27 protein-coding genes are annotated in these 24,629 nt (G+C 33.9%); 4 read left to right on the plus strand and 23 right to left on the minus strand.

Annotated features, from left to right (window positions below; all coding sequences use genetic code 11):
* From UMM65_RS07190 to UMM65_RS07235, 10 genes are all read right to left on the minus strand, one after another.
* Positions 1 to 486 carry an RNA polymerase sigma factor gene (locus UMM65_RS07190; RefSeq protein ID WP_321975817.1) on the minus strand — a complete coding sequence of 162 codons (486 nt, stop codon included), beginning with the start codon at positions 484 to 486 and terminating at the stop codon, positions 1 to 3.
* 57 nt (positions 487 to 543) lie between these two features.
* The gene (locus tag UMM65_RS07195; protein WP_321975818.1) at positions 544 to 957 is read right to left on the minus strand and encodes a 3D domain-containing protein; all 414 of its coding nucleotides are present in this window, start codon (positions 955 to 957) and stop codon (positions 544 to 546) included.
* Positions 958 to 1,055: 98 nt separating this feature from the next.
* Positions 1,056 to 2,177, minus strand: a complete 1,122-nt coding sequence (locus tag UMM65_RS07200; RefSeq protein ID WP_321975819.1) for a DEAD/DEAH box helicase — start codon at positions 2,175 to 2,177, stop codon at positions 1,056 to 1,058.
* A gap of 154 nt (positions 2,178 to 2,331) precedes the next feature.
* Positions 2,332 to 3,645, minus strand: a complete 1,314-nt coding sequence (locus UMM65_RS07205; RefSeq protein ID WP_321975820.1) for a carboxypeptidase-like regulatory domain-containing protein — start codon at positions 3,643 to 3,645, stop codon at positions 2,332 to 2,334.
* A 98-nt stretch (positions 3,646 to 3,743) separates the two neighbouring features.
* Positions 3,744 to 5,261, minus strand: coding sequence for an alpha-isopropylmalate synthase regulatory domain-containing protein (locus tag UMM65_RS07210; RefSeq protein WP_321975821.1), 1,518 nt, complete (start codon positions 5,259 to 5,261; stop codon positions 3,744 to 3,746).
* 89 nt (positions 5,262 to 5,350) lie between these two features.
* Positions 5,351 to 5,947: a 3-isopropylmalate dehydratase small subunit gene (gene leuD / locus UMM65_RS07215; protein ID WP_321975822.1), complete on the minus strand. Its 597-nt coding sequence runs from the start codon at positions 5,945 to 5,947 to the stop codon at positions 5,351 to 5,353.
* 29 nt (positions 5,948 to 5,976) lie between these two features.
* Positions 5,977 to 7,374 carry a 3-isopropylmalate dehydratase large subunit gene (gene leuC / locus UMM65_RS07220; protein WP_321975823.1) on the minus strand — a complete coding sequence of 466 codons (1,398 nt, stop codon included), beginning with the start codon at positions 7,372 to 7,374 and terminating at the stop codon, positions 5,977 to 5,979.
* Between the two features lie 331 nt (positions 7,375 to 7,705).
* Positions 7,706 to 8,125 (minus strand): DUF1801 domain-containing protein, encoded by a 420-nt coding sequence (locus UMM65_RS07225; protein WP_321975824.1) that lies wholly within the window; start codon positions 8,123 to 8,125, stop codon positions 7,706 to 7,708.
* A gap of 64 nt (positions 8,126 to 8,189) precedes the next feature.
* Positions 8,190 to 8,420, minus strand: coding sequence for a hypothetical protein (locus tag UMM65_RS07230; RefSeq protein WP_321975825.1), 231 nt, complete (start codon positions 8,418 to 8,420; stop codon positions 8,190 to 8,192).
* Between the two features lie 75 nt (positions 8,421 to 8,495).
* On the minus strand, positions 8,496 to 8,867 hold the full coding sequence (locus tag UMM65_RS07235; RefSeq protein ID WP_321975826.1) for a hypothetical protein: 372 nt from the start codon (positions 8,865 to 8,867) through the stop codon (positions 8,496 to 8,498).
* Positions 8,868 to 9,184: 317 nt separating this feature from the next.
* Here UMM65_RS07235 and UMM65_RS07240 point away from each other — a divergent pair, with 317 nt between their 5' ends.
* Positions 9,185 to 10,351 carry a dipeptidase gene (locus tag UMM65_RS07240; protein ID WP_321975827.1) on the plus strand — a complete coding sequence of 389 codons (1,167 nt, stop codon included), beginning with the start codon at positions 9,185 to 9,187 and terminating at the stop codon, positions 10,349 to 10,351.
* Here the strand turns inward: UMM65_RS07240 and UMM65_RS07245 are convergent.
* Positions 10,348 to 10,764 (minus strand): acyl-CoA thioesterase, encoded by a 417-nt coding sequence (locus UMM65_RS07245; RefSeq protein ID WP_321975828.1) that lies wholly within the window; start codon positions 10,762 to 10,764, stop codon positions 10,348 to 10,350. The genes UMM65_RS07240 and UMM65_RS07245 overlap by 4 nt on opposite strands.
* A 104-nt stretch (positions 10,765 to 10,868) precedes the next feature.
* Between UMM65_RS07245 and UMM65_RS07250 the strand changes: the two genes are divergently transcribed.
* Positions 10,869 to 12,131, plus strand: coding sequence for a mechanosensitive ion channel family protein (locus UMM65_RS07250; protein ID WP_321975829.1), 1,263 nt, complete (start codon positions 10,869 to 10,871; stop codon positions 12,129 to 12,131).
* A 2-nt stretch (positions 12,132 to 12,133) separates the two neighbouring features.
* Here UMM65_RS07250 and UMM65_RS07255 read toward each other — a convergent pair whose 3' ends face one another.
* From UMM65_RS07255 to UMM65_RS07270, 4 genes are read right to left on the minus strand one after another with little or no spacing between them, the layout of a single operon-like run.
* Positions 12,134 to 12,526, minus strand: a complete 393-nt coding sequence (locus UMM65_RS07255; protein WP_321975830.1) for an acyl-CoA thioesterase — start codon at positions 12,524 to 12,526, stop codon at positions 12,134 to 12,136.
* A gap of 1 nt (position 12,527) precedes the next feature.
* A complete protein-coding gene (locus tag UMM65_RS07260; RefSeq protein ID WP_321975831.1) occupies positions 12,528 to 13,418 on the minus strand; it encodes a DUF72 domain-containing protein in 891 nt (296 codons plus the stop codon).
* A gap of 3 nt (positions 13,419 to 13,421) precedes the next feature.
* Positions 13,422 to 14,150 (minus strand): DUF3307 domain-containing protein, encoded by a 729-nt coding sequence (locus UMM65_RS07265; protein ID WP_321975832.1) that lies wholly within the window; start codon positions 14,148 to 14,150, stop codon positions 13,422 to 13,424.
* Between the two features lies 1 nt (position 14,151).
* A complete protein-coding gene (locus UMM65_RS07270; RefSeq protein ID WP_321975833.1) occupies positions 14,152 to 14,805 on the minus strand; it encodes a SatD family protein in 654 nt (217 codons plus the stop codon).
* A gap of 554 nt (positions 14,806 to 15,359) precedes the next feature.
* Here UMM65_RS07270 and UMM65_RS07275 point away from each other — a divergent pair.
* Positions 15,360 to 15,710 (plus strand): GIY-YIG nuclease family protein, encoded by a 351-nt coding sequence (locus UMM65_RS07275; protein WP_321975834.1) that lies wholly within the window; start codon positions 15,360 to 15,362, stop codon positions 15,708 to 15,710.
* An 88-nt stretch (positions 15,711 to 15,798) separates the two neighbouring features.
* Here UMM65_RS07275 and UMM65_RS07280 read toward each other — a convergent pair whose 3' ends face one another.
* On the minus strand, positions 15,799 to 16,476 hold the full coding sequence (locus UMM65_RS07280) for a DUF2461 domain-containing protein (protein ID WP_321975835.1): 678 nt from the start codon (positions 16,474 to 16,476) through the stop codon (positions 15,799 to 15,801).
* Between the two features lie 136 nt (positions 16,477 to 16,612).
* On the opposite strand from UMM65_RS07280, the gene UMM65_RS07285 reads away from it, so the two are divergent.
* Positions 16,613 to 17,029: a hypothetical protein gene (locus UMM65_RS07285; RefSeq protein ID WP_321975836.1), complete on the plus strand. Its 417-nt coding sequence runs from the start codon at positions 16,613 to 16,615 to the stop codon at positions 17,027 to 17,029.
* Positions 17,030 to 17,157: 128 nt separating this feature from the next.
* Here UMM65_RS07285 and UMM65_RS07290 read toward each other — a convergent pair whose 3' ends face one another.
* From UMM65_RS07290 to UMM65_RS07320, 7 genes are all read right to left on the minus strand, one after another.
* Entirely contained in the window at positions 17,158 to 18,621 is a 1,464-nt protein-coding gene (locus tag UMM65_RS07290) for a magnesium chelatase (RefSeq protein WP_321975837.1), read from the minus strand.
* A 40-nt stretch (positions 18,622 to 18,661) separates the two neighbouring features.
* Positions 18,662 to 19,783, minus strand: a complete 1,122-nt coding sequence (locus UMM65_RS07295; protein WP_321975838.1) for a vWA domain-containing protein — start codon at positions 19,781 to 19,783, stop codon at positions 18,662 to 18,664.
* 45 nt (positions 19,784 to 19,828) lie between these two features.
* Positions 19,829 to 20,428, minus strand: a complete 600-nt coding sequence (gene hisIE, locus UMM65_RS07300) for a bifunctional phosphoribosyl-AMP cyclohydrolase/phosphoribosyl-ATP diphosphatase HisIE (protein WP_321975839.1) — start codon at positions 20,426 to 20,428, stop codon at positions 19,829 to 19,831.
* Positions 20,429 to 20,471: 43 nt separating this feature from the next.
* On the minus strand, positions 20,472 to 21,227 hold the full coding sequence (hisF, locus tag UMM65_RS07305; protein ID WP_321975840.1) for an imidazole glycerol phosphate synthase subunit HisF: 756 nt from the start codon (positions 21,225 to 21,227) through the stop codon (positions 20,472 to 20,474).
* 187 nt (positions 21,228 to 21,414) lie between these two features.
* A complete protein-coding gene (gene hisA, locus UMM65_RS07310) occupies positions 21,415 to 22,194 on the minus strand; it encodes a 1-(5-phosphoribosyl)-5-[(5-phosphoribosylamino)methylideneamino]imidazole-4-carboxamide isomerase (protein WP_321975841.1) in 780 nt (259 codons plus the stop codon).
* 233 nt (positions 22,195 to 22,427) lie between these two features.
* Positions 22,428 to 23,432, minus strand: a complete 1,005-nt coding sequence (locus tag UMM65_RS07315; RefSeq protein WP_321975842.1) for an AAA family ATPase — start codon at positions 23,430 to 23,432, stop codon at positions 22,428 to 22,430.
* A 2-nt stretch (positions 23,433 to 23,434) separates the two neighbouring features.
* Complete coding sequence (locus tag UMM65_RS07320) at positions 23,435 to 24,628, minus strand: DUF4350 domain-containing protein (protein ID WP_321975843.1); 1,194 nt, start codon at positions 24,626 to 24,628, stop codon at positions 23,435 to 23,437.
* Position 24,629 lies beyond the last annotated feature (1 nt).

Below are 24,629 nucleotides of genomic sequence, written 5' to 3' on the forward strand. Positions count from 1 at the left end.
TTATTTTAAAATTTGTGTTTTTAATTTTTCTTTAATTCTTGATAGTCTTGTGCCAATATTTGTTTTTGAAAACCCTGTAATTTCAGCAATATTATCATAACTCTTCCCTTCCAAATAGAGTAAAACAATGCCCTTTTCAATTATGTTTAGCTTTTTTATTTGTGTATGTAACAGAGTGATTCTTTCTTCTAAAATGGTATCTTCTTGCTCCGTCTTATGTGTAAGTATTTGTTCAATTGGCACTCGTACCCCACTTTTTTTTCCTTTTTTCAAAAAAGTAATAGAAGTGTTTAAAGCTACTCTGTACATCCATGTGCTTATTTTAGAGTTTCCCTTAAAAGTTTTATAGGATTTCCATAATTGATATACAATTTCTTGATAGAGGTCTTTCTGATCTTCGGTATTATTAGTATAAATTGATGAAACTTTAAAAATAAGACCTTGATTCTTTTTAATAACTTCGGTAAATGCTTGTTGCTTGGTCATTCAAAATTAATTACAACCCATTAGTATAAGAAGAAAGAAAAAAATCACAGAAAAAGATTATTTTTTTATTTTTGTAGTATCGATAACCCCATATTGGATTTCAACTTTTTTACGCCCCCATTCTCTGGCCGCTTTGATATCCTTGCCCATATAAATATCAATTTTTTTTCGCCAACGGTAGTGCATCTTATCTTTTACAAGATAAATACCGTTTAGCCCTTCAATTTTTACGGGTGTATTGTGCTTTAGACCTAGTCGGAGTAAGTCTCTGGAAACAGCAATGTATGGCATTCCTGGTTTAAGGCTATCTCCCCATGCGGTTAATTGTGGACTTCCATCTGTTTGAGCTCTCGTTGAATTGTAAGCAGTAGCGGTAACTTTAATTGTTTTCCAAGTATAAGGGTCTTCCTCCTTATCCTTACAACCGATTAATGAGAACAGCACTATCAAAATGTAGATGGTTTTTAACATAAAAGTCTATTCATCATTAGGTTTTGATGAATGAAAATTAATAAAAAAAATCTAAATGGATAAGTTGCTGTTTTTAGAGTTGGATCAATAGTTTTGAACTATGATGGAAAAACTTCAGTAAATTTTATTCCCAAAGCCTTTTGAATGCTTTGTATTTGTTGTAATTCACTCGGTAAAATCAAAGCAATAGAAATACCCTTTTTACCCGCTCTGGCAGTTCTTCCACTTCTGTGGGTGTAATATTCCAATTGCTCTGGCAATTGATGGTGGATTACAAATACTAAATTATTAACATCTATACCACGTGCCGAAACATCAGTAGATATAAGTACTTGCAAACTTTCGTTTTTAAATGCTCTCATTACCTTATCACGATCGCGTTGCTGCATATCTCCTTCCAATGCTCCTACCGAGAATCCTTCTTCTTTCAGAATATGTGTGAGATTTTGTGTACCTGCTTTTGTTCTACAAAAAATAATACCTCTTTCTTCTGGCCTATTTTCTAAAAATTGAATGAGTACATCGGTTTTTTTCTTAATACTTGTAATTAAATATTGGTGATCAATATTGGCATTTACCAAGTTATTTTCATTAACCGCTATTTTTATAGCTTTGGGCGACATATATTTTTTAACAATATTTTGGATTTCTTCAGGCATTGTCGCAGAAAAAAGCCATGTATTCCGTTGCCCGCTTGTATACTTTAAAATGGTATTCAAATCTTGTTTAAATCCCATACTCAACATTTCGTCGGCTTCATCTAATACCAAAGTGTTTATATTTTTTAAATCAATTTCCCCACGTTCAATAAAATCTATCAATCTTCCTGGGGTTGCCACAACGATATGAGTAGTACGCTGTATCCTTTTTAATTGTATATCGATTTTTTCGCCACCATATATACCTTCAGAAAATATTTTAGCAGCGTGATATTTTGTAAACCTGAATAACTGTTTTTGTATTTGCTGCACCAATTCTCGCGTAGGAGCTAAAATTAAGGCTTGAATATAATCTTTAGTAGTATCAACAGAATGCAATATTGGTAATCCGTAAGCAGCGGTTTTACCGGTTCCGGTTTGGGCAAGGCCAATAAAATCGGTCTGAGAATTTAACAGCACGGGAATGGTTTTTTTTTGAATTTCCGTTGGAATGGTTATCCCTAATTCTTTTAAAGATTTTATGTAAGATGATTGGATACCTAAATCAGAAAACGTTGACATAATCATTATAATTTTCTGCAAAAATACGGTTTCAAAAAATAGTTTTTATATATTTGTTTACTTCTTTTAATTCCCAAGTTTAGCGACTATATTAAAAGAATGCCGTTACGCTTTTAGCATAACGGCTTTTTTGTGGCAGTATTTTCAAAAATGTTCATCCCCCTTTATTGGCTCTCTTTAACTGTTTTTTAATTTTATCAATTGCAGATTCAATTGACTTTTCAGGCTCAATAACATTGTAAGCTCCCCAAAATTCAGGGTCTGAAAATCCTGAAGCGGCATCACTAATAACAACAGATTTTTTTAACCTTTCCCTATTCTTCAATTTTTCGTTATCAATATTAAACTCCCAGTCCGTAACTGCCATTTCACTGGTTAACGAATAGTTTGAACTAAACCATTTTCGTTTGCGTTTTACTTTAAAACTCAATTGCACGTTTCCATAACCATAATACCATTTACCGTCTTTTTCACGATAATCAACCCTATACGCTGCATTGGTAGGATAAACGGTTATATCGTTTGGTTTTTTACGTACAAAGAGGTTACTGGTCAGTTCCTTATTTTCAACGTTTAGATTGTAAATGGCACTTTTTAAAGCCAATGTTTCCGAATCAATATATAATTTACCATAATACAAAGGTTCAGCAACAGTATTTAATTGTTTAAACTGAACTACATAAACCGACTTTCCATTAATAGTTGTTGATGGGGCAAAGCTAAACCTATATTTATCGATCATTTCCGAATTAAAAATATATTCCGGGTATTTCATCAAATCTATATACAAAGGGTTGTAAGGGCCACCCTGAAGTTTTAAGGCAATGGTGTCTAACCTATTATAATCTGTACTTTTTCTAGCTTTAAACAATTCAATATTATCATTTTTTGATGAGGTGTAAGGCTGCTTGTAAACATTTACAATAGCTTCTGCCAAAGATGCGTTTTTACGCCCCTTTTTAATAGTTTCTCTGTAAAAAGCGGTCATTAACACGTGCTGGTTCACGTTATTTTCAGCTTTCTTTTTTAATGTAGATCTAACCAATGCTTTAGCGTCACTAGGAAGCACCAGATTTATTTCACTTAATTCGATCATTGAATTTTTTAACAGGATCTTGTTATCTTCCTTTTTCAATTCACTAACTGGAATTTCTTTCGTATCATAGCCTAAATAAGATATTGTAACTTTGGCGTTGTCCATATCTTTCGGCACTTTTAGCAGAAAATTGCCATCAGAATTCGTAATTGTGCTGATATTTGTTTCGTTTACCGCTAATGTTGCAAAAACTAAGGCATTACCTGATTCGCTATCTGCGACTACACCACTGTATTCAACATATTCATCTTGATTTTGATTTGTTTCTTCTTGAAAAATCGCCAGTCCAAATGCGGTTGAAGTTGACATAACAATACATAATATGAAGAATAATAACTTTTTAATATTGGTAGAAATATTTATAGTAGCCATAATTGAAAACGTTAGAATTTTGGTAACTAATTTAGTGAAAAAAAAGGAATAAATGATTATCTATTAAACATTTAACTAAAAAATTCTTTGATTTTCAGTTAAATAATATTCAACATTTTCTGTGTAGCTTTAATGGCAGATACAGTTTGGTCAGAGTCCAACCCTCTTGTTTTAAAGGTTTTATCTTTAGTTTGCCAGCTAATTACCGTCTCGCACAGTGCGTCAGAACTAGACCCAGGAGGAATTCTAACCGCATAATCGGTTAATTTAGGTAGCGTGAGTCCTTTACTTTTATACACTTTTCCTAAAGCGTTCATAAAAGCATCAAATTGACCATCTCCTTGGGCGTGTTCTTCTATTAACTTACCATCTATTTTTACAGAAACCGTGGTAGATGGTTTTAAACCCTTAGAATGCGTTAAAACGTAAGATTCGATAGTAATGCGTTCTTCGTAAACATTACTATCCAAAACATCGGAAATTATATAAGGCAAATCCTCCTTAGTAACCACTTCCTTTTTATCACCCAATTCAATAATACGTTGGGTAACTTTCAACACATCTTCATCGTTCAACTGCAAGCCTAACTCTTGCAAGTTCTTTTGAATATTTGCTTTTCCAGAAGTTTTACCTAAAGCATATTTGCGTTTTCTACCAAACCTTTCAGGTAATAGATTATTAAAGTAAAGATTCTTTTTGCTATCTCCATCTGCATGTATTCCAGCAGTTTGTGTAAAAACATTATCTCCTAAAACAGGTTTATTGACTGGGATTCTAAAACCTGAAAAAGTTTCAACCAATTTACTGACTTTAAACAAAGCTTTTTCATTTACCGAAATCTCAACTTCTGGTAAAAAATCATTGATTACTGCCACTACACTAGCAAGCGGTGCATTACCCGCTCGTTCGCCCATCCCGTTCACGGTAAGGTGCAATCCATTTACACCTGCTTTTACGGCCTCCAAGGCATTGGAAACTCCTAAATCATAATCATTATGTGCGTGAAAATCAATGTGTGTTTTTGGATACCTAGAACGAATTGCCGATAAGAATTTAAACGATTCTTCTGGTGATAGCACACCTAATGTATCAGGCAACAAAACCCGTTGAATAGGTTGTATTTTTAAAAAATCTAAAAACTCATAAACATACTCAGGAGAATTACGCATACCATTGCTCCAATCTTCAAGATATACATTTGTTTTAATACCTGCTTCTTCGGCTAGTTCTATAACATTTTTTATTTCAGAAAAGTGCTGTTCCGGTGTCTTTTTAAGTTGATATTTTAAATGATTTAAAGAGCCTTTAGTCAATAAATTTTGAACTTTCGCACCCGTATCTTTCATCCATTTAATGGATAAGCCCTTATCAACAAAAGACAAAACTTCAATTTTATCTATATAGCCTTTCTCACTTGCCCATTCTGTAATACTCTTAACAGCATTAAATTCACCTTCCGAAACTCGTGTTGAGGCAATTTCTATGCGATCGACATTTAATTCTTCCAACAATAATTGAGCAATGGTTAATTTTTCAGTAGAAGAAAAGGATACACCACTTGTTTGTTCACCATCCCTTAAGGTGGTGTCCATGATTTCAATTTTACGTTTGCTCATAGAAGATTGTAAAAAGACCTCCCTTAATCCCTCCAAAGGAGGGAGACAGGCTCTGGGTTTTTAATATAATTCAGAAAAACATAAGTACTCTAAAAAGGGCGTGATTTAACAAACTCTTGAATTTCGCCTTTCATATTTTGCAAATAATCAATATCGTCAAAACCATTTAACATGTTTTCTTTTTTGTACGAATTGATTTCAAAAGACTCCGAATTACCTGAACTTATAAGCGTTACAGTTTGATTTGGTAAATCTACTTTAATCTCCGTATTAGGATTTTCATAGATTGCCTCAAAAATTTCCTGTAAAAATTCTTCACTCACTTGAACTGGTAATACACCAATATTCAAACAATTGTTTTTAAATATATCCGCGAAAAAACTAGAGATTACACATCTGAATCCAAAATCATATACTGCCCAAGCCGCATGTTCTCTTGAAGATCCAGAACCAAAATTTCTACCTCCAACTAAGATTTTGCCACTATACTTTGGGTCGTTTAACGGAAACTCCTTTTTTGGACTGTCATCAGCGTTATAACGCCAATCCCTAAAAAGATTATCGCCAAAACCCTTTCGCTCTGTTGCTTTTAAAAATCGTGCAGGAATTATTTGATCTGTATCTACATTTTCAATAGGTAACGGATATGCAGATGTTTGTAATATGTTAAATTTATCGTATGCCATTTTTAAGTTATTGTGTTATTCGTTCTTTATTATGCCATCAATTCTCTTGGATCGGTTACTTTACCCGTTATTGCTGCTGCTGCTGCAACCAAAGGGCTTGCCAATAAAGTTCTTGAACCTGGCCCTTGACGGCCTTCAAAGTTTCTGTTAGAGGTGCTTACCGCATATTTCCCCGCAGGGACTTTATCATCGTTCATTGCTAAACATGCAGAACATCCAGGCTCTCTTAAATCGAATCCGGAATCGGTTAAAATATCTAAAATACCTTCTTCTTTTATTTGTGCTTCAACCTTATGCGAACCAGGAACCAGCCATGCGGTAACATTTTCTGCTTTTTTTCTACCCTTTACAATAGATGCAAATGCTCTAAAATCTTCTATCCTTCCGTTAGTACAACTTCCCACAAAAACAAAATCTATGTTTTTGCCAATCATGGAATCTCCTTCGCCATAACCCATGTAATTCAAGGATTTTTCGTAAGTGGCTTTACCATCCTTTACTTCGCCTGATTTAGGTATATGATTTGAAATGCCCATCCCCATTCCTGGATTGGTACCATAAGTAATCATTGGTTCAATATCAGAGGCATTAAAAGTATATTCTTTATCAAAAACCGCATCTTCATTTGTTTTTAAAGTTTTCCAATATTCCATCGCTTTATCCCAATCATCTCCTTTCGGTGTAAATTTTCTGCCCTTAACATAATTGAACGTTTTTTGATCTGGAGCTATCATCCCTCCTCTTGCTCCCATTTCTATACTTAAGTTACAGACGGTCATTCTGCCTTCCATAGACATTTCTTCAAAAACATTACCTGCATATTCCACAAAATAACCTGTAGCTCCAGATGTAGATAATTGCGAAATAATATACAATGCCACATCTTTGGGTGTAACGGCTTTGCTAAGTTTTCCCTCAACATTGATTCTCATTTTCTTCGGCTTTGGCTGCATGATGCATTGTGTGGAAAGTACCATCTCAACTTCCGAAGTACCAATACCAAAGGCAATGGCACCAAAAGCCCCATGAGTTGAGGTATGTGAATCACCGCATACAATAGTAGCCCCTGGTAAGGTAATGCCGTTTTCTGGGCCAACCACGTGCACAATTCCGTTATTTTCATGGCCTAACCCCCAATGGATAATACCATGTGCTGCGGAATTTTCTTCTAGTGCTTTTAGCTGATTCGCTGAAAGCGGATCTTCAACAGGTAAATGCTGATTGATTGTCGGTGTATTATGGTCAGCCGTTGCAAAAGTCCGTTGCGGCTCCATAACCTTAATGCCACGATTCTTTAATCCCAAAAAGGCTACGGGACTTGTAACCTCATGTATTAAATGCCTGTCTATAAAAAAAACGTCAGGTCCACCCTCAATTTTACGGATAACATGGGCATCCCAAACCTTGTCAAATAAAGTATTACTCATAATATATTTCTATTATTTTAAAACGAATGCGAAGATAGAATTTTATAAAATAATGGTCAACTTTTTTGGGAAAGGATTACGATGTTCAACAACTAATTTTACGTTTAGTTTATTGGATTTTGGGTTGTTTGTTAGTGGTTGTTCTATTTTGACACAAATTTTACTAATTGGTACTGATTTATGATTATAAGCCGTAAATCTATTTGTCGTAGCGTAATACTGTCCCAAGAGATTTCGGGGTCGTTTCAGCATTACATTCCAATTGTAATGTGACCTCCGAAACAAGTCTGCCTGTCGGCAGACAGGTTCAGGGTGACGCACAGATTACGTTTCAGATTCCCAACGTTACCAATTTCTTAACATCATGATAGGTTAACGTAGCTTTAATACACTGTTTCAGTTCCTTTACTGGAATTTTGTCATCCAACTTAAATACAATGGCACGCTTTCCTTCATACTGGAATTTTTGATCAAAAACAATTTTAAAGGTTTCTACCAGCCGGCTTGTACACTTAAAGTACATGGCATACTGTTCAGGTGCTTTTGCTTTCCAATCCATTCGTAAAGTACTGCCATTTTTAGTTAAATAACTTGGCTCTCCCCATTTTAAAGTTTCTTCCAAACTGGTTATTGTTTCGATTTCTTCTGCCGTTTCAATTACCAGATTACGCATGTATTGCATTTTATCACGAACAGTGTCGGGATAATTTGCAAACACTTTTTCTACTTGAGGGTTTCTTGTTATTTTCAATTAGACTGTTTAAAAGTTCATCTGTTTGTGGTTTAATATTAATCTAATAACTATTTTTCAATAATTATTTCTCCCTCGGCGGAGTAATCATAATATGAGCACCTGCAGTTCCAGGAAACATTAACCAAGGATGACCGGGAGCATTTGGTTTTAAAGATAACCCGGTGCTCTCTTGTGTAGCGAACGGTGTGTAAACTACGTATCTGTAGTGAGTATTTACGTTTGTACCACTCTCAGGGTCAAATCCGCCTTTTTTACCTTGCAATACATGTAATGTCGAGGGATTTTTAGGCATTTGTAGCTTACCTTCTTTTGCTTCTGTTTCACGGATTGATCTGACATCTTGCGTACCTTTTCCTTTGGCCTTTTGTTACCTTCCCCTAGCCATAAAGGGTTCAATTTCATTATGATACGCCACTACCTGAAATCCATCTTTATTGGGGTCATCAGCAATACAAATCATATTGTTTGTTCCCTCACGTAAGGTTACAAACTTTCCTTCATCGTCATATCCATACACCTTTGCTCCTGCTCTTGTTTCTTCAGGTGCCGCCAGAATAGCGGATGCTATTTGCTGTTCTCTGTTCAATTTTTGATTGGGAATTGCAATTTCGGTTTCCTCTTTGGACTCTTCTACTTGCGAAGTAGCTTGTTCAGTTTCTTCTTTCGACTTGGCCTTATCACATGAAATAAAAATAACAGTTGATAAAAGAACCAGTAAAATATTTTTGACAAGTTTCATAGATGTAAAATTTTAACAATCAATCATTTATAGAGATCAAATTAGAATTTAGATTAATAAATACCAAGTATTGGCACTCAAATATAAATAAATATCCATATTTTTAAGACTTGAAATATAAAATTTAAATATATTGAAGTTTCCTAGGCATACTGAAAATGTTGTTGGAATTAATTTTTGACAAATTTTCCAAAACAGAAATTTTATATTTTTGCCTCACCCGAAACTGCCTAAATAGCAGTTTCGACCTCTCCCAAGGAGAGGTGAAAATTGGAAACCCGTTTGGGAATCTTTAAATTTAACTAAACTTATGTTTTATGAAAAATACGCTTATTTTAATGGCACTTATAATCCTTTCTTCTTGCAACATGAATAAAAAAACTGATGCTAAGGAAACCGAAATAGATTCTACTAAAACTAATCCTGAAGTCATTATACCTGAAATCAAAGATACACTTGCTTATGCAAAACAAATTCATGAACGGGTTATTACCTTAGATACACATGCGGATATTAATGTAGCAAATTTTACCAAGGATAAAAATTACACCCAACGTTTGGAAAGCCAAGTAAACTTGCCAAAAATGGAAGAAGGCGGACTCGATGTAGTTTGGTTTATAGTTTATACAGGACAAAAAGAGTTGAACGAAGCGGGCTACAAGAAAGCTTATGCCAATGCAATTTCAAAGTTCGATGCTATTCACAGGTTAACAGAAGAATTTGCACCTGACAAAATTGAGCTGGCATTGACTTCTGATGATGTTAGACGAATTAACGCGGCAGGTAAAAAAGTTGCCATGATCGGGGTAGAAAACGGTTACCCGATAGGTACCGATATTAATAGGGTAAAGGAATTTTATGATCTAGGGGCAAGATATATGTCTTTGGCCCACAACGGCCATAGTCAATTGGCAGATTCAAATACAGGTGAAAAAGATAATGTTTGGCTACACAATGGTTTAAGTGACCTGGGCAAACAAGTAATTGCCGAAATGAATAAATATGGAATGATGATAGACCTATCACACCCATCAATTGAAGCGAACAAACAAGCCATAGCACTTTCAAAAGCCCCTGTTATCGCCTCACATTCATCCGCCAGAGCAGTCTGTGACCATAGCAGAAATTTAACGGACGAAGTGTTGAAATTAATTAAAGAAAAAAAGGGTGTTGTACAAACAGTTGCATTTAAAGGATATACGCGATTAGAAAATTCCAAAGATGTTAATGTCTCTGACTTTGTAGATCATATTGATTATATGGTAAATTTAATTGGTATTGACCATGTGGGAATCAGTTCAGATTTTGACGGTGGCGGCGGAATTAATGGCTGGAATGATGCTTCTGAAACCTTTAATGTAACACTTGAATTAGTTAAACGTGGATATACTGAAGATCAGATAAGTAAATTATGGGGTGGTAATCTATTAAGAGTATTGGATGATGTGCAAAAAGTTGCAACAGAAATTCAAGAAAAAAGCTAGCTGCCAATTATAAATAGCTCGGCAATTTCATTTTCAATACGCTTTGGTTTTTGTGTTTCTGCATCTATTAAACACCAAGTGGTTTTACATTTTGCCAATAATTGGTCTTCACGATAGATATGGAACATCCTATTGGATCTTGCCCCTTTAACATCTTTAATCCATGTATAAATGGTTATCGTGTCATTTGCAAAAGCTTGTTGTAGGTAATCTATTTCGTGCCTTAGCACAAACCACATAACCTTTTCTCTAATATTGTCAGGAGCCAGTTTTTCCCAATGCATGTTGGCAACCATCTGTGTCCAACCCAAATAGGCAACATTGTTAACATGTCCCCTTCTGTCTATGTCTTCTAAAGTTACTTTAAAGGAATGCTTAAATGAAACCTTACTTGTCGGAAATTTATCATCCATAAAATGAAAGTTGAGCTAACGAAATTAAACATAAATAATTTACAGCAGTAATAGTTAGTGCTTTTTCTTTAGTTTTGTAGTAATTCCAAAAATTACTTTTAATAATGAACGATTACTTTAAATGGTTTTATAATATTCTGGTACAAAATAATGTTTCTGAAGAGGTAGCGACATATTTGAACTTAGTGGTAAATTCAATTATTTTAATCATTGCTCTTTTACTGATTGATTATGTTCTTAAAAGAATAATTATAAAAACGTTTGGTGTTTTTACCATAAAAACCAAAACTACTTATGACGATTTTTTGGTGAAAAGTAAATTCCCTAAGTATATAGCCCACATTATTCCATTTATCATTTTAAGAAAGTTAATTCCTTTTGTTCTCGCGGATTTTGAAGTATGGAAAACGTTTTTTACCAAAGCCACTGACGTTTATTTAATAATTTTAATGGTTTGGATTATCAGAAGTTTGTTAAACACCACAAAAAATTACCTAAAACAAAAGGAACATTTTAAGGACAAGCCTCTTGATAGCTACGCTCAGGTCATTATAATATTTTCATGGTTTGTTGGTGCCATTTTTATTTTTTCTGAACTTACAGGTAAAAGTTTGACAAACTTCTTTGTAACTTTTGGTGCCGCATCAGCCATATTATTATTAATTTTTAGAGATACAATTTTAGGTTTTGTAGCTAGTATTCAGGTTTCCATAAACGATATGGTCAGAATTGGTGATTGGATTACCATGGAAAAATACGGTGCTGATGGTGATGTTATTGAAATCAATCTGGCTACGGTAAAAGTTTCCAATTGGGATCTGACCATAACCACAATACCAACTTATGCTTTAATTTCTGATTCTTTTAGAAACTGGCGTGGTATGCAAGAAAGCGGGGGCAGAAGAATTAAACGTGCTTTTATTCTTAAAACAAACAGTATAAAATTTTTAAGCCCCGATGATCTGAAAAAGTTTTCTAAAATTCAAATTTTGGCGGATTATATAACCCATAGACAAAAAGATATAGACAAATATAATAAAGAACATAATTACGATAAATCTTTTATCGTTAACGGTAGGAATCAAACCAATTTAGGCCTATTTAGAAAGTATTGCGACCTGTATTTAAGCAACCATGCCGTTATCAACAAGGAAATGATGATTATGACGCGACATTTAGAACCCACTTCCAAGGGAATTCCTTTAGAGATTTACACCTTTTCGAGAGATAAACGCTGGGAAAACTATGAACATATTATGGCCGATATTTTTGAACATTTAATTGCAGCGGTTCCTCATTTTGATCTTGAGCTATTTCAGGAGCCAAGCTCAAAAGATATAAATGAATTAAGCACTAAATTAAAGTAAGTTTATCCTCTCTTTAGTCGATTCTCAACAAATTCAATTTCAGTTTTTCCATGTGGCTTTGGTTTGCCTTTACCATCTAAATTCGCCATGACAATACTTGAAATAGTTAAAATGGTTTCTTGCGTCATTATATTTCTAACCTCGCAGGCTAAAGTCAACGAAGCCATCCCAAATTTTACCACATCTATTCCAATTTCAATAATATCACCTTCTCTCGCAGAGCTTTTAAAATCGACCTGAGAAATACGCTTGGTCACAATTTTATTATTTTCCAATTGAATAATGGTAAACAAGGCGGCTTCTTCATCTATCCAGGATAATAATCTTCCACCAATTAAGGTTCCATTTGGATTCAAATCTTCGGGTTTTACCCATTTTCTTGTGTGGAATTGCATATTAAAATAATGTATTAGGTGAGGAATCAAGTTTAGGGATAGTCAAATTTGTAACCAACTCTTTGTTTAAGTTTTTAATGAAGTGTGCTGATAATAAAGGTGATGCCAATTCTAAATTCTGATGTACAAAGAAATGAATTTTATTCAAACCAAGTTCAACCCATTGTTTAAGACGGAATACCCAATCGTCGAGACGGTCGTAATCACTTTTATGATTCGCACCTACATATCTAATAAATGCTTCATTACTTGTTAAACGCATGTGCATTAAATCCCTTCTTCCAGCGGTATCTACTAAAACATTGGCTATGTTATTTTCTTCCAATAACTTATATAATTCCTCTGCTACTTTAGGATCATTATACCAATCGGTATGTCTAAATTCTATGGCCAAGGCAATGCTCTTGGGCCAATTTTCAGCAAAGGCAACCACTTTATCCATATCCTTAGGGGCAAAATTGCTATGCATTTGTAAAAAGATAGTACCTAATTTTTCTTTTAAGTTAGAGGCTGCATATATATAGTTTTTAACGGATTCTTCAACTTCGTTCAACCTTTTCCAATGACTTATTTCTTGATTCAGTTTTGGGAAAAATTTAAAATCTGTAGGTGTTTTTTCATACCATTTTTCAAATTGTTCCGGTGGAAAAAACCGATAAAAGGTAGCATTCAACTCAATACTGTTGAATTGAGTGGAATAATAAACCAATTCATCCTTTGTTCCTCTGGGGTAAAACCCTTTCAAATCTTGTCGGTTCCATTTTGCACAACCTACATAAACTTCTAAAGAGGAATCGCTTTTTGTTTTCTGAAGTATTCCCTTTGTTTTAGGATGATCTTTTGGGATGGTAAAATCAATGTTTTCTGGATGCTCTACTTTTCCAAACTTCATAAGCTATAACTTGATTATAAATGTAATAAATAAGCCTATAATAATGCAAATAGCAAAGCTCATTAATGTACCTATAAGCACATACTCTGTTTGCTTTCTTGCTCCTTTGGTATCGCTAAATCGCAAAATGGACTTCGCTCCTATCAAAAACCCTATGGCCGCAAAATTGTTGATTAAAATAAATGTCAACACCAAAATTCGTTCAAAAATACCAATATATCGTCCTGCTTTTTTCAAGCTGTTTTGCTCTCCTTCTTTAGCAATTTCTTGTTGCCAACGATCTGTTGCTTTTCCGATAATAAACCCCACCGGAAAAATAACGATAATATATCCTATTAAAATAGCCAATGCTGGTGTTGATGAAAAAAATGCTGCAATTGCAGGTAATACTGCTGAAAATCCGCTAATTAAATACAACCACGCAACTACAATTACAACTATGTGCAAAATTTGGTCAATTATAAAATACTTTAAATTGTCCTTTTTTTGGTGTAGTTTCCATAGGTCAATAAAAAAATGTGTTACGGTTATTGCTATAGGAATTAAAAACTGATTCCAATCCTGTAAAAAAACATAAGTCAATACCCCAGCTAATGCACTATGTACATATAAATACCACGATTTGCCTTTATAATTACGCTTATGCTTTACCATCTTTGTATTCTGGAATACAAAATCGGTCAGCACATGGGCTAACAATAGTTGGAGTAAAATGAGGATATTGGTATCCATTTTAGTTTTTATTAATAATATAATTCGAAATTGCCTCTTTGTAACGCTCTAACAACATTGCTACAGCGTCCCAATTAGCAGCTTTTTTACGGTGGTTAACGGCCGATTGGTTTATCCCTAAAATTTCTGCTACTTCAGTTTCTTTTTTCCCTTTAAGTAAATAATAGGCTACTTCAGCGGAAGCCACGCTCCATTTACTGGTTACACTATCCAATAATGCAAAATGCACATTAAATTCATCGTTTAAATTTTCATCTGCTGTTTTTAATAATAAACGCGGATAATCACCTTTCATAGTATCCAACGTCCTTCCTGAAAACTGAAAAGCCTCACCGTTGGATTCTAAAATAGATTCGCGTTTTAAATTGATATTACCTATACCAATGGCAATTCTAAAATCTGTTAATCCGCTTATTTTCTTACCTTTAGTGGGTATTTTATTTACTGCAGTTTTAAGGGTTAATACCAAATCAAGTGCTATTGATGAATCTAGCACTACGCCCTGAAAGCTATCTCCCCTAAATATTTTAAAATCGGCATCATAGACCTTTCTAAAATATTCAAACTCAGTGTTTACCACATTCAGAATAGCATCTAACTCTTGTGGTGTATAGTTTGTGGAGTCTATTAAATCTCCTGTAATCACAGTTTTCATGTGTTTGTTTTCATTGCCTGCTTGCCGCAGGCTGGTTTTTAATGGTCATCCCGATAGCCGGGACTGTTCGCAAATAATCATTCTATTTTGATATAGTACTTTTAACATGCTGGTTTCATATTGCAAATATATAAAAAATATTAGTCTGTAGGCTAATAATGGTGTAATATTAGTCTGTAGGCTAATAATGAAGTTATATTAGTCTGTGGACTAATAAAATTTCACTTTGCATTTTCCATAATAATTTTCCATTTTTAATACTAAAAAACTTAAAAGTCCGAACTTATCTAACTTTTAACTTACTTTCATTTTTTCCATTGATGAAAAAACGAAACAAAAAAATCTAGTCTGTACAAGGAAATTGCTTCGCAACATCCGCTCTCGAAACTTTATGCTTAAAGCTAACGTTTTGCAATTCCGTTTCTACACTCATTATTTCTAACGTACAGACCTTCCAAACGATATAACTTTTCTATAAAATATCATAATGCACAATCGGTAATAACAAGTATATCGCTATTTTTGGTGAAATTTTTTACGGATAAGATTACAAAATGGCAAAAACAGAATATTATGTTTATGTAATTGAGTTATCTAAGCGTATATTTACAGAAAATGCTCGGTTTAGAAATGCAAACCCACAATTTAATGGCGTACTGCAATGTTTATATGTGGGAATGACAAGTAAAACACCCGAAGAACGTTTTAAGCAACATAAAACCGGCTATAGAAATAAAAAAGGACATAAACTATCTTCTAATATTGTAGAAAAATATGGTATGTATTTACGCCCGAATCTGTACAATCATATCAATCCCATAAAAACCAGGGCTGAGGCTTTGGAAATGGAAGAAAAATTAGCGTTGGAATTGAGAAGAATGCGATATGCGGTTTGGTTTAATTAAACCCCTCCGCCGTCCCGATAGCTATCGGAACGGCACCTCCCCTTGAAAAAAGGGGAGGAATAAACATTTTGTCTAAATTAGATACATACTAATCAATCAAAGAAACACCGTTTAAATCAGTAGTTAATACTTCGCTCATATAATCAAAATACGGACGGATGGCTTTAAAAGCTGAATTTACTTCATTTATAAAATCAGGGGAAGTAACTTCTTTATCAGTATATTTTTTCGTGAAAATAAATTGCTTTTTCCGAATTAAATCAATATTCTCATGTTCTTTACTAAAACCTTTAGGTGCAGTTTTAACTTCTTCACCCACAAAATCTCCCCAAATTTGATTGAACTTTTTATTCTTTAGTATTGCCCTTATTTCGGTAGCATCCAGCTCAAATTCTTTACGGATACGGAATAAGTCTTCCTTTGCGGGTTGCCAAAAACCAGTAGCAATAAAGGAATCTCCTGGTGCAATGTGTACATAATAACCGCCTCTTAATTTCGGTTTTACACGATTGTAAGAACCGCCAAAATGTGTTTTATATGGATCTTTATTTTTAGAAAAACGAACATCCCTATAAATACGAAACATTTTTAATTTGTCAACCTCATCATGTTCTTGCAGTTTTTTAAGCAATTCCTTATAAAACTGTTTAACCTCTACTTCAATGGCTTTAAACTCTGGTTTATGTTCATTAAACCACTCTCTATTGTTATTCTTTTCTAGCGTTTTAAAAAATGTAATTGCTTTTTGTGGTATGGTAGTCGCCATAATTATCTTTAGTTTTATCCAAAGGTAAGAAAAAGATAATTTACACAAAAAAAAGCTATCTATCACAAAATTTTATATATTAGTATTCTTAAACAGCTATTAACCAAAACTTTATATTAACTAAACCCAAATCATTATGGCAAATTCAACAGTTAATAAACCACCTGTGTGGTTTTGGATAGTAAGTGTAGTTGCACTTATTTGGAACGGCATGGGCGTTGACCAATATTTAGGTCAAGCCTATCAAACTGAACGATGGAAATCTATGTACTCGGCTGAACAGCTAGAAATAGCCAATAACGTCCCAACATGGTATACAGCCGTTTTTGCTATTGCTGTTTTTGGTGGATTTTTAGGATGTATCGCTCTTTTATTAAGAAAGAAGTTTGCCTACACTTTATTTCTGATTTCATTAATTGCCATAATCGTTCAGATGAGTTACGTAATCTTTTCATTAAAAATGGCAAACGTTATGACACCGATGATTATAGTTGTAGGCGTTTTATTAGTTTGGTTGGCTAAAAGTGCAACCAAAAAAGGCTGGATTTCTTAAATTGTTAAGTTAAATAGTAAAAAAGACTTACTGAAAAGTATATTCAACCATACATTCGAGCGGAGTCAAGAATTTTCATATATAGAGGTTCAATATATCTCGACTTCGCTCGATATGATAAATTTTAATCATAAATCATTTATATAACTTCCATACAAATCATTAAACTTATAGCCTTTTGTAAATCGGCTTTTGTTTAATTTCTTATGTTCTACTAATGCCCAAAGCACGAATTCTTTAAAGAAATAACGATCTTTTTCAGAGACTTCGGGTTGATATTTATCAATCAAGATGTTTAAAGGTTCAATCTTATCAAGTTCATTCTTATACATATCATCGGTCATATCATCCAGTAAGGCAAAATCAGTTTCTTCGAAAAACCATTCAATGATTTTGTCATATGGAGTAGCTTCGTCTTTGTGTTGTAATTTTTTGATTTCAGGAAAATAATCTGAAAACAGTGTTTTTATGGCATCGGCAATCAACGTTTTGGCTACGAAAGAAGCTCCTTCCTGTTCTCCTTCATACACCAACTCTACTTTACCTGTAATTGCAGGAATCACTCCCAAAAAATCTAATAATCGTACCGTAGTTGTACTATCATTGGTTCTTATAATGCGTCGTTCAGCTGTGCTCAATAAATTCTCAAAAACAGTAATGCTCATACGGGCACTTACACCACTCTTTGCATCTATATATTCACTTTCTCTTGCTTCAAAACTAATTTGTTCTAACAACCCCCTTGCAAGGTTAGGAACATAAATTTTCTCCAACTGTGGCTTGTCCGCATTTGCTTCTTGATTTGTAATTTTTTGAGCAATGTCGATAGATTCAGGATAGTGTGTTAATATTTGTGAACCGATTCTATCTTTTAAAGGTGTTACAATACTTCCTCTATTAGTATAATCTTCGGGATTCGCTGTAAAAATGAATTGTAAATCTAAAGGTAAACGCAATTTAAAACCTCTTATTTGTATATCGCCTTCTTGTAAAATATTAAATAACGAAACCTGAATACGAGCTTGTAAATCGGGCAATTCATTGATCACAAAAATAGATCTATTGGCTCTAGGAATCATTCCGAAATGAATCACACGATCATCAGCATAACTCAATTTTAAATTCGCTGCCTTTATAGGATCAACATCACCAATTAAATCGGCCACAGTTACATCTGGGGTTGCTAATTTTTCATAAAAGCGGTCGTCTCTATGTAACCATATAATTGGAGTCTTATCTTGTTTTTCTTCAATTAAATCCGTAGCATAACGTGATAATGGTCTTAACGGGTCATCATTAATTTCTGAACCTTCTACCACAGGAATATATTCATCTAATAAATTAACCATCAAACGAGCCAACCTTGTTTTTGCTTGTCCGCGTAAGCCCAATAAATTTATGTTATGTCGCGATAGAATAGCAGTTTCCAATTCAGGAATTACAGAATTTTCATAACCCCAAACCCCTTCAAATACATTCTCGTCTAACTTTATTTTTTCAATCAAATTATCTCTCAATTCGTCCTTAATTGATTTTGATCGATAACCTGCTTTTTTTAAATCACCAAGCGTTTTTATATTTTCAATATTCATTTTTTAGTCTTAATTCTTTGTACTTAATTCTTAATACTTTTTATCCTTTTAACCTTTTCTTTCTGTTCTGTTCATAATCTTCAAAGATCATTTCGCCCAAACCTTTTAAGCCTGTATAAAATGCCTTACCTTGATTTGCCTTTGTAAAATGTTGTACAAACTTCATTAAATAAGGGTCTTGGGCAATCATAAATGTTGTAATAGGTATATGCAGCTTCCGTGCTTGGCTTGCCATATTATAACATTTCTCTACAATGAACTTATCCAACCCGTTACTATTTTTATAATACTGACCGTCTGGCAAACGAATACAACTTGGTTTACCGTCAGTTATCATAAATATTTGCTTATTCGTATTTCGTTTTCTACGAAGCATGTCCATCGCTAATTGCAAACCAGCTACGGTATTGGTATGATAAGGCCCTACTTTTAAATAAGGTAAATCTTTAATAGAAATTGGCCAGGCGTCATTACCGAAAACCAAAATATCTATAGTGTCTTTGGGATATCGTGTAGTAATTAATTCTGCCAAAGCCATAGCAACTTTTTTTGCAGGAGTAATACGATCTTCACCATATAAAATCATACTATGACTGATGTCGATCATTAAAACGGTACTCATCTGGGCTTTAAAATTGGTCTCTTCTACAACTAAATCGTTTTCATTTAATACAAAGTCTCCAATACCATTATTTATTTGTGCATTTTTAATGCTCTCGGTCATTGAAATATTATCAAGCCCATCACCATAATGATAATTACGAAACTCACCTGTATGCTCATCCCCTTGCCCAATGCTTTTTGCTTTATGATTGCCAGAGCGACTTTTTTTTAAGTTTCCAAAAATTTGATCAAGTGCCTTTTGGCGAATAGCACGTTCTGTTTTGGCAGTAATTGTTAAACCCCCACCTTTTTGAGGATCTATCTCATCACGCAAATAACCTTTCTTTTTTAAATCTTCTACAAAATCATCTAACGTATACTCAGGAGTAGTCAATTCGTACTGCTCATCTAATTGTGCTAACCAGTCTAAGGCTTCATCAACATCACCAGAAGTATGGGTAATTAACTCTTTAAAAATTTCAAAGAGTTTATCAAAAGGGGAAATATTGGGAGCTTCGTATTTTTCGAAACGTAAACCTTTTTTAAAGATGTTGTTCATCCTATAAAAATAGGTACAAAAAATAACAATTATTATAACAAAATGTTAATTATGTCTAGATTTTAATACCTCAACTATATCATTCAGGTTAAACCCTTTAGCTTGTAATAAAATAAGATAATGGAAAAGTAAATCGGCTGATTCATTTAAAAACAAGTCATCATTGCTATCTTTTGCTTCAATAACAACCTCAACGGCCTCCTCACCAACTTTTTGGGCAATTTTATTAATTCCGTCCTCAAAAAGTGAAGCCACATAGCTTTTTTTACCATCTGAATTTTCTTTTCTGTCTTTAATTATTTTTTCCAGTTCAGAGAGAAAACCGAAAGAAGCAGTATTATCTTCACCCCAACAAGTATCTGTTCCTTTATGACACGTTGGACCTTTTGGATTTACTGAAACCAATAAGGTATCATTATCACAATCCAACTTAACCTCTACTAAATTTAAAAAATTACCACTTTCCTCACCTTTTGTCCACAATCTGTTTTTAGTTCGGCTGAAAAATGTGACCTTTTTTGTATCAACGGTCTGTTGGTAAGCCTCCTCATTCATATAGCCCAACATCAAAACATTGTTAGTGATGGCGTCTTGAATTATTGCAGGTACAAGTCCGTCATTATTTTTGTTAAAATCGATATTCATTGGTCGGTGGTCTTTAGTATTTGGTCGTTAGTCTGTTGCGAAATTATAGTCTTACAGGAATATTATGCGATTGTAAATCCCTTTTTAACTCATTAATTTCAATTTCTTTAAAATGAAAAACACTTGCCGCCAATGCTGCATCTGCTTTTCCATCTACAAAAGTATCAATAAAATGTTGATTATTACCTGCACCGCCCGAAGCAATAATCGGGATATTCAATTCGGTTGATAATCTTGCCAATGCCTCGTTTGCAAATCCGTTTTTTGTACCATCATGATCCATTGAAGTAAATAGAATTTCACCAGCTCCTCTTTGTTCCACTTCTTTGGCCCATTCAAATAAATCTAATTCCGTTGGGACTTTACCACCTACCAAATGCACTTTCCATTTTCCTTTAATTTGTTTGGCATCAATAGCCACCACAATACACTGACTACCAAACTTAGCAGATAAATGATTGATTAAGTCAGGATTTTTAACCGCGGAAGAATTAATTGAAACTTTATCTGCACCACACTTCAATAAAACATCTACATCTTCAATAGATGAAATACCACCGCCCACGGTAAAAGGAATGTTTACTTTTTCCGAAACATGTAATACTAAATCCGCCAAGGTTTTTCTGCGTTCTTCAGTCGCCGAAATGTCTAAAAACACCAATTCATCCGCTCCGTTTGCAGCGTAAATAGCCGCTAGCTCTACTGGGTCTCCGGCATCTCTTAAATCGACAAAGTTTACACCTTTAACAGTACGTCCGTTTTTGATGTCGAGACATGGTATGATTCTTTTTGTTAGCATAGTATTTTTTCAATGTTTAATTAACAACGATTTTTGAATTGTTATTCTGAACGTGAACACCCCTAATGAGCTTCGCTCGGTATCTTCAATAAAAATATATTTTTATTTTAATAATCCTCAAGGGGAAAATTGTCATCAATAAAATTTGGTCTAAAATTTTTCGTACCTCGTATTTTGCACCTCTTACCTATTTACTCAAAATATAATCTTCTAACGCTTTCAAACTAATTCTGTTCTCATAAATGGCTTTACCGATAATCGTTCCTTCGCAACCCAATTCTGCTAATTTAGGGATTTCGGAGAAAGTGGATATACCGCCTGATGCAATTAGTTTTACATTTTGATTAGTTCTCTCCCGAATATCTCGTGACGCTCGAACGGACAGCTCTTCAGCATTAAAATTCTCAATAATTTTTTCATACAACTCGAACGAAGGTCCTTCCAACATACCATCTTTACTTATATCTGTACAAATTACATATTGAATTCCTTCCTTTTGATATTCTTTTATAAAAGGGATTAATTCTTTATCAGATTCTTCTTGCCATCCACTTATGGCAACTTTTTCATCTAGGGCATCCGCTCCTAAAATTATCTTTTTTGCTCCGTATTTTTTAATCCAACTTTTAAAAACATCAGGATTTTTAACGGCAATGCTACCTCCCGTTATTTGGTTGGCTCCACTCTCAAAGGCAATTTTTAAGTCTTCATCTGATTTTAATCCACCTCCAAAATCAATTTTCAACTTTGTTTTTAAAGCAATTTGTTCCAACACTCTATAATTGACAATGTGACTGGCTTTTGCACCGTCCAAATCCACTAAATGTAAATATTTAATGCCGTGGGCTTCAAATTGTTTGGCAACCTCCAACGGATTTTCATTATACACCTTTTTTGTAGCATAATCACCTTTGGAAAGGCGTACGCACTTACCTTCAATTATATCAATGGCTGGGATTATTCTCATTTACATTAATTCTTTTTATTAATTGTCTTTGCGAAGACATTAAACAAAGTTTAACCCCTCCACCCTTTAAAATTCTATAAATCTTAATATGTTGTTTGGGCACTTCCCCTTGAAAAAAGGGGAGGACTTTTCGCTTTTCCAATTTTATTAATTATGCCAACTGACATCCTTAAAGTGAAAAATCAATATCGACTTTTTCTAATTATTTAAGACAAATGACCAAAGTCCACCGACTATCTAGGCACTTCCACCGACTGTATTATCATTTCTACAACTTTATCGGTTGTCATACCTTCCATTTCGCGTTCTGGGGTTAGTATAATTCTATGCCTCAACACAGGAGCCATTGCTTTTTTAACATCTTCGGGAATTACAAAATCGCGACCTTGAATAGCGGCAAAGCCTTTGGCGGCCATCAATACTGCAATACTTGCCCTTGGTGAACCTCCTAAATATAAATGTGGATGGTTTCTTGTCTTGGTAATAATTTCCGCAATATATTTTACAATCTTTTCTTCTACTAGAATCTCAAATATCTTAGAACGGTATTCCGCTAAATCCTTTTCGGACAATACGGATTTAATCATGGTTTGCGGTAACGCTCCTTTTCGACTGTTGTGCTGCTGAATAATCAACACTTCTTCATCTAAATTAGGATACCCTACATTTATTTTAAACAAAAAACGGTCTAGTTGAGCCTCTGGTAAGGCATACGTTCCCTCCTGCTCTATTGGGTTTTGGGTTGCCAATACCATAAACGGTGGTGGCATCATGTATTTTGTACCATCAATGGTAATTTGACGTTCTTCCATAACCTCAAACAATGCGGCCTGTGTTTTTGCCGGGGCACGATTTATTTCGTCAATCAATACCAAATTTGAAAAAATTGGACCTTTTTTAAATTCGAAATCCGATGTTTTCATGTTCAGCACAGAAGTTCCCAATACATCAGAAGGCATTAGATCTGGCGTAAACTGAATCCTATTAAAATCAGTAGTAATAGTTTTTGCCAGCAATTTAGCGGTAATGGTTTTTGCCACTCCAGGCACACCTTCAATCAACACATGTCCATCAGCTAATAAAGCAACTAAAAGCAATTCCATAAATTCTTCTTGCCCAACAATTACTTGGTGCAACTGTTCTTTTATTTGCTCAACTGCCGTCTTTAGCTTGCTCAAATCTATTCTGCTATTAAATTGCAAGTTCTCTTCTTGGGGATTTTGTTCGGTGTTTTCCATGTTTATGCTGGATTTTTAAATTTTTCTATCAATGAATTGAGTTTTATCAATTCCTCTTTTGTAATATTATTTGTCTGATGAATTTTATCTACCTCTTTAAAAAGCTTTTTAACGTCTTCTAAACTGTGTCCACTTCTAGAAGCTACATAATTATAAAAATTATCATTAATGGTAACTGTTGGAACGTGTAATTTGGTGCGAATATACTCCAACAAATACGTAATTTTATGTTCCGCAATATTTTTATGTTCCGATTTTTCGTAATACATGTTAGCAATAGTTCTGGTAAACGCCAATGTTTGGTTTTTTAAAGGTGTAATTATGGGTATGTATCTTTGCTTTCGTTTTCCTTCAAATAGTATAAGTATCAATACCCCGAACAACGTTATATAATATGCCCATTTTAAACTTTTTGAACTTAACAAATATTGCATAGGTGATGTAATTCTGCTTTTACCAGTTTTATAATAGGCATCCCAAAGTATTGGTTTTGAACTATCTAAATACGATAGTACCGAAGCTGTATATTGTTGATTGGGTGATTTTAAGATAAAATAATTGGTAAAAGCCTCTGGAAATGTATGAAAATAAAAATTTCCGTTTCCATGCGGATGTTTTATAAAATTAATTCCTTCAGAAACACGTTTATTGTTTTCGTTTAGATATCCCGTTTTTCCCAAAGCAATCGTATTTAATGTATCTATTTCAGAAAATGTAGAATTATAAAAACCTCTATCAAAATGAAATTCTTTATTGCTCAAATTTTTATTGTAAAATTTGAAAAACGCTTTTTGTTCAAAAGCTACGGACGAAATAGGCTTTGTTTCAAGGTTTAAAGTATCAATATTTGCACCATGTGTTGAGATAAATACATCATTTCCCCTAGATACGAATTCCAATAATTTATTAAATTCATCATCGCCGAAATTAATACCGTCATCTACAAAGAAGTAAGTGCCTGCTTTGGTAGTATCTTGCAAAAATGTATAAGGTGGAATATCAACATTCTGAATTTCAGTATTAGGAAAAATTTTGTCCAGTTCATTGCGTAACACATAAGTACCATAGGGCATTTTATGTTTAGCTACATAACTAGGAAACCAGTTTAAGGGTTTTGGTTTTACGCTTTCCACATAAATAAAAGCCATAAAAACCAATATAGCGACACCCAACAGTATTTTTGATCTTTTGCTCAAA

It is taken from the genome of Aureibaculum koreense (assembly GCF_034296135.1).
Taxonomy (GTDB): Bacteria; Bacteroidota; Bacteroidia; order Flavobacteriales; family Flavobacteriaceae; genus Aureibaculum.

Bases quoted from the DNA above. Each gene is read 5' to 3' on its own strand.
- UMM65_RS07190 (WP_321975817.1), bottom strand. From the start codon at position 486: ATGACCAAGCAACAAGCATTTACCGAAGTTATTAAAAAGAATCAAGGT.
- UMM65_RS07195 (WP_321975818.1), bottom strand. From the start codon at position 957: ATGTTAAAAACCATCTACATTTTGATAGTGCTGTTCTCATTAATCGGT.
- UMM65_RS07200 (WP_321975819.1), bottom strand. From the start codon at position 2,177: ATGTCAACGTTTTCTGATTTAGGTATCCAATCATCTTACATAAAATCT.
- UMM65_RS07205 (WP_321975820.1), bottom strand. From the start codon at position 3,645: ATGGCTACTATAAATATTTCTACCAATATTAAAAAGTTATTATTCTTC.
- UMM65_RS07210 (WP_321975821.1), bottom strand. From the start codon at position 5,261: ATGAGCAAACGTAAAATTGAAATCATGGACACCACCTTAAGGGATGGT.
- leuD (WP_321975822.1), bottom strand. From the start codon at position 5,947: ATGGCATACGATAAATTTAACATATTACAAACATCTGCATATCCGTTA.
- leuC (WP_321975823.1), bottom strand. From the start codon at position 7,374: ATGAGTAATACTTTATTTGACAAGGTTTGGGATGCCCATGTTATCCGT.
- UMM65_RS07230 (WP_321975825.1), bottom strand. From the start codon at position 8,420: ATGCCTAAAAATCCCTCGACATTACATGTATTGCAAGGTAAAAAAGGC.
- UMM65_RS07235 (WP_321975826.1), bottom strand. From the start codon at position 8,867: ATGAAACTTGTCAAAAATATTTTACTGGTTCTTTTATCAACTGTTATT.
- UMM65_RS07240 (WP_321975827.1), top strand. From the start codon at position 9,185: ATGAAAAATACGCTTATTTTAATGGCACTTATAATCCTTTCTTCTTGC.
- UMM65_RS07245 (WP_321975828.1), bottom strand. From the start codon at position 10,764: ATGGATGATAAATTTCCGACAAGTAAGGTTTCATTTAAGCATTCCTTT.
- UMM65_RS07250 (WP_321975829.1), top strand. From the start codon at position 10,869: ATGAACGATTACTTTAAATGGTTTTATAATATTCTGGTACAAAATAAT.
- UMM65_RS07255 (WP_321975830.1), bottom strand. From the start codon at position 12,526: ATGCAATTCCACACAAGAAAATGGGTAAAACCCGAAGATTTGAATCCA.
- UMM65_RS07260 (WP_321975831.1), bottom strand. From the start codon at position 13,418: ATGAAGTTTGGAAAAGTAGAGCATCCAGAAAACATTGATTTTACCATC.
- UMM65_RS07265 (WP_321975832.1), bottom strand. From the start codon at position 14,150: ATGGATACCAATATCCTCATTTTACTCCAACTATTGTTAGCCCATGTG.
- UMM65_RS07270 (WP_321975833.1), bottom strand. From the start codon at position 14,805: ATGAAAACTGTGATTACAGGAGATTTAATAGACTCCACAAACTATACA.
- UMM65_RS07275 (WP_321975834.1), top strand. From the start codon at position 15,360: ATGGCAAAAACAGAATATTATGTTTATGTAATTGAGTTATCTAAGCGT.
- UMM65_RS07280 (WP_321975835.1), bottom strand. From the start codon at position 16,476: ATGGCGACTACCATACCACAAAAAGCAATTACATTTTTTAAAACGCTA.
- UMM65_RS07285 (WP_321975836.1), top strand. From the start codon at position 16,613: ATGGCAAATTCAACAGTTAATAAACCACCTGTGTGGTTTTGGATAGTA.
- UMM65_RS07290 (WP_321975837.1), bottom strand. From the start codon at position 18,621: ATGAATATTGAAAATATAAAAACGCTTGGTGATTTAAAAAAAGCAGGT.
- UMM65_RS07295 (WP_321975838.1), bottom strand. From the start codon at position 19,783: ATGAACAACATCTTTAAAAAAGGTTTACGTTTCGAAAAATACGAAGCT.
- hisIE (WP_321975839.1), bottom strand. From the start codon at position 20,428: ATGAATATCGATTTTAACAAAAATAATGACGGACTTGTACCTGCAATA.
- hisF (WP_321975840.1), bottom strand. From the start codon at position 21,227: ATGCTAACAAAAAGAATCATACCATGTCTCGACATCAAAAACGGACGT.
- hisA (WP_321975841.1), bottom strand. From the start codon at position 22,194: ATGAGAATAATCCCAGCCATTGATATAATTGAAGGTAAGTGCGTACGC.
- UMM65_RS07315 (WP_321975842.1), bottom strand. From the start codon at position 23,432: ATGGAAAACACCGAACAAAATCCCCAAGAAGAGAACTTGCAATTTAAT.